Genomic DNA, 12,945 nt, shown 5'->3' on the forward strand with positions numbered 1-12,945 from the left:
TCTTTTGCCTGTTGAAAGGTGAAGAGACATGGAGACGGACGGCATAACGACGCCCTTCGGGCGGCGGGCGATGACGCTTGGCATGCTCGCAAGCCAGGCGATCGCAAAGACAGTCCCGCCGGATGCGAGCGTGGACAAGTGGAAACTGTACCGCTGGCTTTGCGAAGCGCGGCCGAAGCTGGGCATCAGCGACCGGGCGCTTTCGGTGCTGAATGCGCTGATGAGCTTCTACCCGAAGGCCGATCTCCTCGGCAGCGACGGGCTGGTGGTGTTCCCCTCCAACGCCCAGCTCTCGCTGCGCACGCATGGCATGGCGGAGACGACGCTGCGCCGGCATCTCGCCGCGCTCGTGGAAAGCGGTCTTCTCACGCGGCGCGACAGCCCGAACGGCAAGCGCTACGTGCGGCGCGACCAGCAGGGATCGATCGACGAGGCCTTCGGCTTTTCGCTGGCCCCGCTGCTTGCCCGTGCCGAGGAATTCGAGCAGCTTGCCGCCGAGGTGGTCGCCGACCGCCTGTTGCTGCAGCGGCTGCGCGAACGCGTGACGCTCGTGCGCCGGGACATCGCCAAACTGATCGAGACTGCGCTGGAAGACAGCCTTCCAGGCGACTGGATGCGGTATGAGGCGGATTTCCGCGCGCTTGTCACCGCCCTGCCGCGCGTGCCGACGCCGGAAAATCTGACACCGGCCCTTTCTTCCCTCGAAGCGCTGCGTGCGGAAATCGTCAAGCATCTGGAACAACAGATTATTCTGCAAAAACCGGTGGGCAATGCCGGCCAAACTGAGCGGCACAAACAGAATTCAAAACCCGACTCATCCTCTGATTTTGAACCTAGCTTCAAAACGAAGCAGGGTCGCGATGGCGAGGCTAAACGGGAAGAGCTGGCTGGGGACGACGGCAGTGGGGATGAAAAGACGAACGGGCGCTATTCGCAATGGCCCGTGGACCTGCCGACCCCGGCAAAAGGGGTTCATCCACAGCCGGCGAATGTTTCGGATGCGCTCAAACCCTATCCGCTGGGCCTTGTGCTGCAAGCCTGCCCGGAAATCGTGGCTTTCGGCCCGGCCGGCGCGATTTCAAGCTGGCGTGATCTGATGACGGCGGCCGTGGTGGTGCGCTCGATGCTGGCGGTCAGCGCCTCGGCCTATGAGAATGCCTGCGCGATCCTCGGGCCGGAGAATGCGGCGACGGTCATCGCCTGCATTCTCGAGCGGGCCGGGCATATCAACTCGGCGGGCGGTTATCTGCGCGACCTCACCCGCCGGGCGGAACGCGGCGAGTTTTCCCTCGGGCCGATGCTGATGGCGCTCGTCCGGGCAAATGAGAAACCGGCGCGGCAGGCGGGGTGACGATGTCATGGCGGCACAGGAAATTCACTTTGGAAACCGGGCATTAACCATGGCCTCCCTAATCATGGGGGGAAGACAAGGAAGCCCGAATCAATGCCCCCAGTTGCCGCGATCCAGCCGCGCCGCCGTTCCGTTGCCAATGAGAATGGACCGGTCGTCCCGTTTCCTGTCGAACGCCGTACGGCGCATGTTCGCCGCTGCGCCGGAGAACTGGACGGCCTGCATGGCGAGGAGGCACGGCTCTACTGGCTGAAGGTATGCCGTGAACTTGCGGTCGAACTGCAAAAGCTCGGATCGAGCGAAAACCAGGCCCGGGCCGCCGTCTTCGCCTTCCAGGACGAGGTGCAGCAGGAGCTCATGCGCCTGCACCAGGCCGACGAGGCCTGATTTTAGATAAGCCCGGAAGCGGTTCCGGCAAGGCCGAGCGAGAAGACGCCGAGGCAGACCGCCGCAACGCGGTAGACCAGCTGCGGCGACAGGACGGGCGCGCGGCCGATAAGACTGCCGAGAACGAGGAAGCTCGTGCCGGCGCCGGCGACCAGGAGGCTGAACAGCCCGATGGCCGGCGCGATCTGCGCGAGCGTACCATGCGGCATGATGACGAGACCGATGATCGGCGCCTTCGGATTGAGAACCGTCGTCAGGAAAACCTGGCCGACCGTCACCGGTGACGACGTACTGCGGTCCTCCTGAACAGCCGAAACGCGCCAAAGCCGGACGGCGAGGAACAGCACCCACAAAGCGGCCGCAAGGCGGAGAGCATTGGCAAGAGCCGGCCTTCCCTCCAGGAGCGAAGCGGCAATGGTCGCCAGCGGCACGACGACCACGAGATAGCCCGCAAGCTCCCCGACGAGCAGCGGAAGGCTTGACCGGAACCCCCGGGCGGCGGCGCCGACCGTCAGCAATGTATTGGTCGGCCCGGGCGTGAGCAGGAGCGCGAGAATGGCGAAGACGAAAAAGCTGTCCGGCATGAGAATCCCACGGGCAGGAATGGTCTGGTCGTTCCACCCTAGGGTCTTCCTGCACCGTGGCCTTGATCTCCGTCAAGAGCGGGACATCTTTCCCGGCGGACGAAGTCCGGGTAAGGATCGTCCCGCAACCATGTGAGGGAGAGGACGATGACGGAGACGATCGCGGACGACATTCGCCGGCTGGAGGAGCAGGAACGTCTTCTTCGATTCAGCCGGTTCAGCCCGGACGACGCCTGGGCGCTCGGCAACCGGCTGCGCGAAACGGCGCTTGCGCGCGGCGCGGGCATCGCTATCGACATTTCCCTGCGTGACCGGGCGCTGTTCCATTGCGCCCTTCCCGGCACCTCGACAGATAACGCCGAGTGGATCCGCCGCAAGCGCAACACCGTGCTGCGGCTCTGGCATTCCTCCTATCTCGTCGGGCGGCGGCTGGCCCTGTCCGGACGGGACCAGGGGGATGCGCACAATCTTTCCCTCGCCGACTTTGCGGTGCATGGCGGCGGCTTTCCGATCTTCGTCGCCGATCTCGGCTGCGTCGGCGCGGTCACCGTTTCCGGCGTGCCGCAGCGCATCGACCATTCCATCGTCACCGATGCGATCGCCGGCTTACTGAACATCGACCTTGGCGACAGCCGGTTGCCGGACTAGCGACCCCTCCCCTCCCCTCCCCTCTAGGAAAGACGCGCCCGGCTCAGTAGGATGGGCCGCGGCCATTCGGCCGCAGGGAAGCGGAGAGGAGCCGTCGTTCCGTGAAATTGCGTCATGCCCTGGCCTTCGTGATCCTGCCGATCCTCGTGGTGCTCACCATCCTACAAGGCGGCGCGCTGCTGACCCGCAGCTATATGAACGAAGCCTCCTTGCAGGCCGGCACGACGCTTCGTCTTGCGGTTGCAGCGCTCGGCGGGCACCTCAGCCGTTACGAGCCCCTGCCCGCGCTGATCGCCGATCACGACGACATCGAAGCCCTGCTCCAATCGCCGGCCGACCCGGACCTGCGCCGAACTGCCAATCAATATCTTAAGGAAATCAATGGTCTGCTGGAGTCGTCCGACATCTATGTCATGACACCGGACGGCAATACGATCGCTGCCAGCAATTACGAAGCGCCCGGCACCTTCATCGGCCAGAATTTCGACTATCGTCCCTATTTCCAGGAGGCGATCGCTGGCCAGCAGGCGCGGTTCTACGCGCTCGGCACGACATCGCTGAAGCGGGGCTACTATTTCTCCTCGCCGGTGGAAGTCGGCGGCACGATCCTTGGCGTCATCGTCTTCAAGGTCGACATCGACACCATCGAGGCCTCATGGCGCGGCGGTGAATACGAGATCTTCGTCGCCGATCCCGAGGGCATCATCTTCATGACGGGAAACGAGACATGGCTCTATAACGGCATTCTCCCGCTCGATGCCCCTCGCCTCGCCCGCACCCAGGCCTCTCGGCGCTATGCCGAGGCCGAATTGAAGCCGCTGCCCGTTGCCGAGAGTGTTTACTACGGTCAACATCTGATGCGGATCGCTAGCGAAGGCACGACGCGGGAATATCTCCGGCTCTCGCACTACATGCCCGAGGCGGATTGGACCGTGAACGTGCTGCTCGACACGGCCTCGGTGCGCGCGCAGGCCCGCACCACCCTCATCGCCATCCTGCTGTTCATTTGCCTAGCCGGCCTGGGCCTTGCCGTGCTCTGGCAGCGCCGCGCCCGCGTCGTGGAGCGGCTGCGCTTGCAGGAGGAAGCCCGCAACGAGCTGGAGCATCGTGTCGCGGAGCGCACCGCCGACCTCGCCCGTGTCAATGAACAGATCGAGCTCGAAATCGCCGAGCGGCGGCTGACCGAACAGGAACTGCGCAAGACCCAGGCCGACCTCATCCAGGCCGGAAAGCTTGCCGGCCTCGGCCAGATGTCGGCCGCCCTCTCCCACGAGTTCAACCAGCCGCTCGCCGCGGCGAAAACCTATGCGGACAGCGCGGCCCTGCTGATCGATCGCGGCCGCGTGCCGGAGGCGCAGGACAATGTGCGCCGCATCTCCGCCCTCGTCGACCGCATGGCTTTCATAAGCCGCCACTTACGCAATTTCGCCCGCAAGCCGAATGAGAAACTCGGAGCGGTCCCCCTGCCCGACGTCATCGCGGACACGATGGAGATCGTCACACCGCGGCTGAAGGCGGCGGATGCGGATCTGGCGATCGAGCTCGACGAACAGGCCTTCATCGTCCGCGCCGGACCGGTCCGCCTGCAGCAGGTGCTTGTCAACATCATCAGCAACGCGGCCGACGCCGTCGAGGGGCTGGATGATCGGCGGATCCGGCTTTCCGCGCGGCGGGAGGGCGACCTGGTCGTCATCGAGGTGCGTGATCACGGGCCGGGCGTCCCGGCCGCAATCGCCGACCGCATCTTCGATCCCTTCTTCACGACCAAGGGCGTGGGCAAGGGACTCGGCCTGGGCCTTTCGATTTCCTATAATATTATCAAGGACTTCGGCGGAAATCTCTCCGTCACGAACCATCCCGACGGTGGCGCCGTCTTCCGCATCGTGCTCGACGTGGCGGCCCGTGCGCAGGAGGCGGCCGAATGAACGGGCCGCGCATCCTGCTGATCGACGACGAAGAGGAGATGCGGCGGTCCTCGGCGCAGGCCCTGGAGCTGTTCGACCTGACGGTGGATACCTTCGCCAGTGCGGAGCCGGTGCTGGAGCTCATCGGCTATGCTTTCGATGGCGTGGTGGTCAGCGATATCCGCATGCCGGGCATGGACGGCATGACGCTGCTGCAGCGCATCCGCGAGGTGGACCCGGAAGTGCCGGTCATTCTGGTGACCGGGCATGCGGATGTGCAGCTTGCGGTCAGCGCCATGCGGGCCGGCGTCTACGACTTCCTGGAAAAACCGTTCACGGCGCAGCATCTCGCCGGCATCATCCGCCGTGCGATGGACCGCCGCAGCCTGGTGCTGGAGAACCGCCGCCTGCGCGCGGTCGCCGGCAAGCGGGACGATATCGAGGCCCGGCTGCCGGGGCGGACGCAGGTCATGGTGGACCTGCGCTACAGGCTGCGGGCGATCGGCGCGACGGATGCCGACACGCTCATCATCGGCGAGACCGGCGTGGGCAAGGAGGTGGTGGCGCGCGCGCTGCACGATATCAGCGCCCGGGCGAACCGTCCCTTCATCGCCATCAACTGTGCGGCCCTGCCGGAGAACCTGATCGAGAGCGAGCTTTTCGGCCACGAGGCGGGGGCGTTTCCCGGCGCCCTGCGGCCGCGGTTCGGCAAGTTCGAGCACGGGCGCGGCGGCACGATCCTGCTGGACGAGATCGGCTCCATGCCCTTCGACCTGCAGGCGAAGTTCCTGCGCGTGCTGCAGGAGCGCGTCATCACCCGCCTCGGCTCCAACGAGCCCGTGCCGCTCGATGTGCGCTTCATCGCAACCAGCAAGGTGGACCTGGCGGCGGAGGTGGCGGCCGGGCGCTTCCGGGCGGACCTCCTCTACCGGCTCAATGTCGCGACGCTGCATGTGCCTTCGCTGGCGCAGCGCCGGGCCGACATCCCCCTGCTCTTCCTCCAGCTCGTGCGCGAGGCGGCGGCGCGTTACGGCCGCAGCGATATCGACGTGCCGCCGGAGTTGACGGCGGACATTGCCGGCCGGAGCTGGCCGGGCAATGTGCGGGAGCTGCGCAATTTCGCCGATCGCCTCGTTCTGGGGCTGGACACCGCGCCGGATGAAGCCGCTCCTGAAGCCGGCCCGCAACGCCTCGCGGACAAGGTTGCGGCCTATGAGCGGGGGCTGATTGCCTCGGCGCTGGCGGCCCACGGCGGCAGCTTGAAGCCGGTTTACGAGCAGCTTGGTGTCTCCCGCAAGACGCTTTACGAGAAGATGCAGAAGTACGGACTGGATAAAAACCTGGGTTCCGGCCTGCTTCAGGACGACTTTTGAGGGGCAGATGGGTGGAATTCCACCCACCGCTGCGCCACTTTGTTCCCGTCTCCACCCATCGAACCGAGTTTACCGCCGTAAACTCGCCCGGAAAGTCCCCTCGCCGCTTGCCGACTCGCCGCCGCGGAGGCCCTTCTAGGCCATCCAGGACCGGCGCGGGAGGAGCCACGCCGGCCGGGCATCTCATCGGGAGGATTTGATGAAGACCTTGAAAGCCCTGTTCGGCGTTTCGGCCGCACTCGCCGTATCGCTGCTCGCCACGTCTGCGCTCGGCCAGACCTATCCGGAGCGTACCATCACCATGGTGGTGCCCTTCTCCGCCGGCGGCCCGACCGATACGGTGACCCGCCTCGTCGCCGAAGCCATGTCGAAGGACCTCGGCCAGCAGATCGTCGTGGAGAATGTCGGCGGCGCCGGCGGCACGCTGGGCGCAGGCCGCGTGGCGAGCGCCGACCCGGACGGCTACACGCTGCTGCTCCACCATATCGGCATGGCGACCAGCGCGACGCTCTACCGCAAGCTTGCCTATGACACGCTGAATGCCTTCGAATATGTCGGTCTCGTCACCGACGTGCCGATGACCATCGTCGCCCGCAAGGACCTCGAGCCGACGGACCTCAAGGGCCTGATCGATTACATGAAGGCGAACAAGGACACGGTGACCGTGGCCAATGCCGGCATCGGCGCGGCCTCGCATCTGTGCGGCATGCTCTTGATGAGCGCCATGGAAACGCAGTTCGTCACCGTTCCCTACAAGGGCACCGGCCCGGCGATGACCGACCTGCTCGGCGGACAGGTCGACGTCATGTGCGACCAGACGACCAATACGACGAAGCAGATCCAGGGCGGCACGATCAAGGCCTATGCGGTGACGTCCCCTGCCCGCCTCGACAACCTGCCGGACGTTCCGACGGCGGAGGAAGCCGGCCTGTCCGGCTTCCAGGTCGGCATCTGGCATGGCATCTATGCGCCGAAGGGCACGCCGGCAGACGTGACGGAGCGGCTTTCCAAGTCGCTGCAGGTCGCCCTGAAGGATCCCAACGTCGTTGCCCGCTTTGCCGAGCTCGGCACGGCGCCGTCAGCGGAAGAGGAGGCGACGCCGACCGCCCTCAAGGCGAAGCTCGAAGGCGAGATCACGCGCTGGAAGCCCGTCATCGAGGCCGCCGGCCAGTACGCTGACTGAGGTCAACCCGCAAATGCCGCGCGGCGTTTCCGTCGATAATGGCGGAAACGGCCTGCCGGCGCACGGACCGGCACATGGCGGCATCGGCTGCCGCCATGTGCCCTGACCGCCCGCGCGGCCGTTCCGGCCGCTGGAAGAGGGGAACCCATGAAACAACTACAGTTCGACAGCACCAATGCGATCTGCGGCCTGACCTTTATCGGGCTCGGCGGCTTCTTTATCTATCAATGCCTTGACCTCGACCTCGGCACGGCTTTCCGCATGGGGCCGGGCTATTTCCCGCTGATCCTCGCCGCGATCCTGACGCTGCTCGGCGTCGTCGTGCTGGTGCAGGCGACGCGGGTGCAGGGCGAGCCCATGGGGCCGCTGGCGCTGCGCGGCATGCTGTTCATCCTGCCGGCTCCGGTCTTCTTCGGGCTGACGGTGCGCGGCCTCGGCTTTGTGCCGTCGCTGTTCTTCGCCGCGCTCATCGCCGCCTTCGCCTCCTCGCGCATGAAGCCGTTCTTGGCGGTGCTGCTGGCCGGGGCGATCACGCTCTTTTCCGTCCTGGTGTTCAGCTATGCCCTCGGGCTGCCGTTCGAGCGCTTCGGTCCCTGGACCCGGCTTTAGGAGGCGCGCATGGATCTTGTCAGTAATCTAGCGCTCGGCTTCTCCACGGCGCTTTCGCCGGAGAACCTTGCCTTCTGCCTCATCGGCGTGCTGCTCGGAACGCTGATCGGCGTTCTGCCCGGTATCGGCGCGACGGCGACCATCGCCATGCTCCTGCCGATCACCTTCAAGCTGGAGCCGGTCTCCTCGCTGATCATGCTCGCCGGCATCTATTACGGCGCGCAATATGGCGGCTCGACCACGGCGATCCTGATCAACATGCCGGGCGAATCCTCGTCCGCCGTGACCGCCATCGACGGCTACCAGATGGCGCGCAAGGGCAGGGCGGGGGCGGCGCTTTCCATTGCCGCGCTCGGCTCCTTCTTCGCCGGCACGGTCTCGACCTTCCTCGTCGCGATCTTCGCCATTCCCCTGACGGCCATCGCGCTCGAATTCGGCGCCGCCGAATATTTCTCGCTGATGGTCGTCGGCCTCGTCTCGTCCATCGCGCTGGCGCATGGCTCGATCGTCAAGGCACTGGCCATGGTGGCGCTGGGGCTCTTGCTCGGCCTCGTCGGCACGGATATCTATACCGGTACGCCGCGCTTCACCCTCGGCATCCGCGAATATGCCGACGGGCTCAACTTCGTCGCTGTCGCCGTCGGCGTCTTCGGCATCGCCGAGATCCTGCGCAACCTCGAGGGCGAGAAGACGCGCAGCCTGCTGATGGCCAAGGTCTCCGGCCTCTGGCCGACGAAGGACGATTTCCGGCGCATGATGGGACCGGTGCTGCGCGGTACGGCCATCGGCTCGGCGCTCGGCATTCTGCCGGGGGGAGGGGCTATCCTTGCCGCCTTCGCCTCCTACACGGTGGAGAAGCGTGTCTCGGATAACCCCCGGGAGTTCGGCCAGGGCGCGGTCGCCGGTGTCGCGGGGCCGGAATCGGCCAACAATGCGGGCGCGCAGACCTCGTTCATCCCGCTGTTGACGCTCGGCATCCCGGCCAATCCGGTCATGGCGCTGATGGTGGGGGCGATGATCATCCAGGGCATCGTGCCCGGACCGAATGTCGCGACCGAACAGCCGACGCTGTTCTGGGGCATCATCGCCTCGATGTGGATCGGCAACCTGATGCTCGTCGTGCTGAACCTGCCGCTGATCGGCCTCTGGGTGAAGCTGCTGACGGTGCCCTATTACGTGCTCTTCCCGATCATCATGGCCTTCTGCTCGATCGGCGTCTACAGCGTGAACTCGAATGTCTACGACCTCTATGCGGTCGCGCTGTTCGGCCTCGGCGGTTACCTGCTGGTGAAGCTGCGCTGCGAGCCGGCGCCGCTACTGCTCGGCTTCGTGCTCGGGCCGCTGCTGGAGGAGAACCTGCGCCGCGCCATGATCCTGTCGCGCGGCGATCCGAGCACCTTCATCACGCGTCCGATCAGCGCGTTCCTGCTGGCACTGGCGCTGGCGGTCCTCATCATCGTCTTCCTGCCTTCGGTCAAGAAGAAGCGTGAAGAGGTTTTCCAAGAAGAAGACTGAAAACAGGAAAACCTGCGGGGGAGGGGAGGAGCGGCGACGAACTGCTCCTCCCTTTATTTTAGTGATATTGCATTGCGGCGGAAACCGGGGTAAAACTTGACAAAAAATAGAAGGAATAGTCGCAGGGCAAGATGACGTTCCAGCCGCGCATGCAGAACAGGATCGAGGGCTTCTCCGTCGTCGGCGGTCTCAACCGCCGGCACTGGAACGGCATTGTCGCCGATGTCTGGGACGTGGAATGCGCGGCCCGTGCCGGCGGTTATTATGTCGGGCGGGACCCGCGGCTCTTCATCCTGCTCGACAAGCGGGGACCGGGCGATTCCCGCATCCGCCTGGCACCGGGCGGGGCGGAGTCCGTCGAGGACTGGCGGCATTGCCCGATTGCCTATATCCCCGCGAATTTCGAGCTCTGGGCGGACCTGGCCGATCATCAGTTCCTGCGCCATCTCGATCTGCATTTCGACGTGGAGACGGTCAGCCGGCGGCTGGCGGAGGACCTCGACCCGGAGCGGCTTGCCACCCCGCAGCTGTTCTTCTCCGATAGCCGCCTGCTCTCGCTGGCGCAGCTGATCGCCGCCGAGTGCACCAATCCGCAGCCGCTGCACGATCTCTATGGCGACGGGCTGGCGCTGGCGCTGATCATCGACGTCATGAAGCTCGGCAAGGCGCCAGGCCGCAAGCGCGGCAAGCTGGCCGCCTGGCAGTTGCGCCGCGCGACCGATTTCATTGAAGAAAACTGCTTGCGCAACATCCGCCTCGAGGAGCTCGCCAACCTTATCGGCCTGTCGCAATCCCATTTCAGCCACGCCTTCAAGGCCTCGACCGGCGTCGCGCCCCATCAATGGCAGGTGAATGCCCGCCTGCGCCGTGCCAAGCAATTGCTTTTGCAGGGCAACCATCCTCTGACCGAGATCGCCGCCGAGACCGGATTTGCCGACCAGGCGCATTTCACCCGCGTCTTCCGCAAGAATTTCGGCACGACGCCCGCCCATTGGCAGAAGGCGCAGCTCGCCTGACGCCGGCGAACGGGCGATTGTTCATCGTACGGAAAATTGCCCAAGAACGTACAATTTTCGCGGAATGCGACAAGCCCGATCGTTAAAACTGAGTTAAGCACTCATCTTATTGTTGGAAGGCCGCTCAGGCAGGCGAGCGGGACGAGTGGGGTATGCGCAGATGATGATGAAGTCGAAGAACCAGCGGCGGCTGAGGTTGACGCTTGCGTGCGGCACGGCGGCAATCGGCCTGTTGGCGCCGCTTTCCACGTTCGCACAGGACGCGGAAGGCACGACACGGCTGGAAGAGGTCCGGGTCGAGCAGGGCGATCCCAACGCGGTTGCTGACACCGGTGTCGAACCCGTGCGTGGCATCGTCGCAAAATCGACGCGTACCGGCAGCAAGGCGGCGACGGACCTCAACGAGATCCCGCAGTCGGTCTCCGTCGTCGGGCGCGAGCAGATGGACGATCAGAGCCCCCAGAAGATCGATGAGGCGCTGCGCTACGTCGCCGGGGTGAATGCATCCACCTACGGAACCGATTCCGACACCGACTGGCTCTTCATCCGCGGCTTCCAGGCCGAGCAGACCGGCGTCTTCCTCGACGGGCTTTCGCTGTTCCAGACCGGCTTCGGCACGTTCCTCGTCGATCCGTTCTTCCTGGAGCGCATCGAAGTCATCAAGGGACCGAGCTCCGCGCTCTACGGTGGCGCCAATCCGGGCGGCTTCGTCAATTTCGTCAGCAAGCGCCCCACCGATGAGCCGCTGCGTTACGTCGAGACGGGCATCAACAGCTTCGGCAACGGCTATCTGGGCGTGGATTTCAGCGACAAGCTCGGCAGCGACGACGTCCTGCGCTACCGCCTGACCGGGAAAATCTCCGGCGGCGGCTGGGAGACGGACAAGTCGGAGGATTTCCGCGGCACGATCGCGCCCAGCTTCACATGGAAGCCGGATGAGGGAACGAGCCTTACCTTCCTCAGCTCCTACCAGCATATCGACCTGACGCACACCAGCACGGGTTTCCTGCCGTATCTCGGCACGGTGGTCGATGCGCCCGGCGTGGGACGGATCCCGACCGACCTGTTCTACGGCGACAAGAGCCTTGACGAATACGATCGCCAGCAAGCCATGATCGGCTACGAGTTCGAACATACGTTCGACAACAACTGGACGGTTCGCCAGAACCTGCGCTACGCGAGCGTCTCGCTCAAGGAAGACGCGCTCTATGCCAACGGGTGGTCGCTGGCCGATCCCACGAAGCTGGCCCGTTATCGCTTCGCGCATGACACGGATGTCGATATCTTCACGGTCGACAACCAGCTCGAAGGGGAATTTGCGACAGGCGCGCTGGATCACAATCTTCTTCTTGGATTGGACTACCGGTACTACTCGATCGACCAGGCCCAGGCCGTCGGCTTCGGCAACCTGGATCTGGACCCGCTTAACCCGGTTTACGGTGTCGATATTCCGGCGCTCGGAAATCCGTACCTGGATCAGAACCTGCGCCGCGACCAGCTCGGCATTTATGCGCAGGACCAGATCAAGTTCGGCGGCGGATGGATCGCCACGCTCAACGGCCGTTACGATTTCGTGAAGACCGAGCTTGACGACAATATCAATGCAGCCAACTCCACCGAGAGCGACGAAGGCGAGTTCACCTGGCGCGCGGCGCTCGCCTATGAATTCGCAAACGGCCTGACGCCCTATGTCAGTTACTCGACCTCGTTCAACCCGACGACCTCGACGGACAATGACGGCAACCTCTTGAAGTCGGAAACGGCAAAGCAGTGGGAAGTCGGCGTCAAGTATCAGCCGGACTTCATGGATGCCCTCATCACGGCAGCCTATTTCGACATAACGCGCGAGAACGTGCCCAGCACGATCACGGTCAACGGCATTCCCCAGACGGCCGCTATCGGCGAGGTGGAGGCCCGCGGCTTCGAAACGTCGATCCAGGCAAATGTCACGGAGGGGCTGAAGCTCATCGGTGCGCTGACCTATCTCGACATGGAAGTCACCAAGGCGACCGGCGGCGCGTTCGACGGCACGCCTGCCGGCAACACGCCGATCCAGGTTCCGGAGCTGACGGCTTCGCTCTGGGCGGACTATTCGTTCCAGAACGATATGCTTCAGGGCGTGAGCGTTGCAGCGGGCGTACGCCATATCGGCAAGTCCTGGGCGGACCGCGAAAACACGCTCCGCGTTCCTTCCGCCACGCTGGTCGATGCGGCCATCCGCTACGAGAAGGACAACTGGGGTGTTGCGCTGAACGTCTCCAACCTGTTCGACAAGGAATATGTTGCGACCTGCCAGGGCGCGAACTCCTGCGGCTACGGCGCCGGGCGTACGTTCATGCTGAAAGCAAGCACGTCCTTTTGATCCTGCCTGAGGA

General features: G+C 64.6%; 11 protein-coding genes. 10 read left to right on the forward strand and 1 reads right to left on the reverse strand.

Annotated elements, in window-relative coordinates; all coding sequences use genetic code 11:
* Window positions 1-28: 28 nt before the first annotated feature.
* Complete coding sequence (gene repC, locus MUU56_RS04730; protein WP_244766162.1) at window positions 29-1,351, forward strand: plasmid replication protein RepC; 1,323 nt, start codon at window positions 29-31, stop codon at window positions 1,349-1,351.
* Between the two features lie 93 nt (window positions 1,352-1,444).
* The gene (locus MUU56_RS04735) at window positions 1,445-1,738 is read left to right on the forward strand and encodes a DUF6074 family protein (RefSeq protein WP_244766163.1); all 294 of its coding nucleotides are present in this window, start codon (window positions 1,445-1,447) and stop codon (window positions 1,736-1,738) included.
* 2 nt (window positions 1,739-1,740) lie between these two features.
* On the opposite strand, the gene MUU56_RS04740 is transcribed toward MUU56_RS04735, so the two are convergent.
* Window positions 1,741-2,322, reverse strand: coding sequence for a LysE family translocator (locus MUU56_RS04740; protein WP_244766164.1), 582 nt, complete (start codon window positions 2,320-2,322; stop codon window positions 1,741-1,743).
* Window positions 2,323-2,469: 147 nt separating this feature from the next.
* Between MUU56_RS04740 and MUU56_RS04745 the strand changes: the two genes are divergently transcribed.
* The 8 genes from MUU56_RS04745 to MUU56_RS04780 all read left to right on the forward strand — a co-directional run bounded on the left by MUU56_RS04745 (window position 2,470) and on the right by MUU56_RS04780 (window position 12,932).
* Window positions 2,470-2,970 (forward strand): heme-degrading domain-containing protein, encoded by a 501-nt coding sequence (locus MUU56_RS04745; RefSeq protein ID WP_244766165.1) that lies wholly within the window; start codon window positions 2,470-2,472, stop codon window positions 2,968-2,970.
* Between the two features lie 101 nt (window positions 2,971-3,071).
* The gene (locus MUU56_RS04750) at window positions 3,072-4,895 is read left to right on the forward strand and encodes a sensor histidine kinase (protein WP_398430794.1); all 1,824 of its coding nucleotides are present in this window, start codon (window positions 3,072-3,074) and stop codon (window positions 4,893-4,895) included.
* Entirely contained in the window at window positions 4,892-6,247 is a 1,356-nt protein-coding gene (locus MUU56_RS04755) for a sigma-54-dependent transcriptional regulator (protein WP_244766166.1), read from the forward strand. Before MUU56_RS04750 ends, MUU56_RS04755 begins: the two co-directional genes overlap by 4 nt.
* A gap of 199 nt (window positions 6,248-6,446) precedes the next feature.
* Window positions 6,447-7,430 (forward strand): tripartite tricarboxylate transporter substrate-binding protein, encoded by a 984-nt coding sequence (locus MUU56_RS04760; protein WP_244766167.1) that lies wholly within the window; start codon window positions 6,447-6,449, stop codon window positions 7,428-7,430.
* Between the two features lie 147 nt (window positions 7,431-7,577).
* The gene (locus MUU56_RS04765) at window positions 7,578-8,039 is read left to right on the forward strand and encodes a tripartite tricarboxylate transporter TctB family protein (protein WP_244766168.1); all 462 of its coding nucleotides are present in this window, start codon (window positions 7,578-7,580) and stop codon (window positions 8,037-8,039) included.
* Between the two features lie 9 nt (window positions 8,040-8,048).
* Window positions 8,049-9,554: a tripartite tricarboxylate transporter permease gene (locus MUU56_RS04770; RefSeq protein WP_244766169.1), complete on the forward strand. Its 1,506-nt coding sequence runs from the start codon at window positions 8,049-8,051 to the stop codon at window positions 9,552-9,554.
* Window positions 9,555-9,685: 131 nt separating this feature from the next.
* Window positions 9,686-10,570, forward strand: a complete 885-nt coding sequence (locus tag MUU56_RS04775) for an AraC family transcriptional regulator (protein WP_244766170.1) — start codon at window positions 9,686-9,688, stop codon at window positions 10,568-10,570.
* 166 nt (window positions 10,571-10,736) lie between these two features.
* On the forward strand, window positions 10,737-12,932 hold the full coding sequence (locus tag MUU56_RS04780; protein WP_425314243.1) for a TonB-dependent siderophore receptor: 2,196 nt from the start codon (window positions 10,737-10,739) through the stop codon (window positions 12,930-12,932).
* The last annotated feature ends 13 nt before the right edge of the window (window positions 12,933-12,945 follow it).

Origin of the sequence: Shinella yambaruensis (assembly GCF_022899355.1) — a bacterium.
In the GTDB taxonomy this organism is placed as follows: Bacteria; Pseudomonadota; Alphaproteobacteria; order Rhizobiales; family Rhizobiaceae; genus Shinella; species Shinella yambaruensis.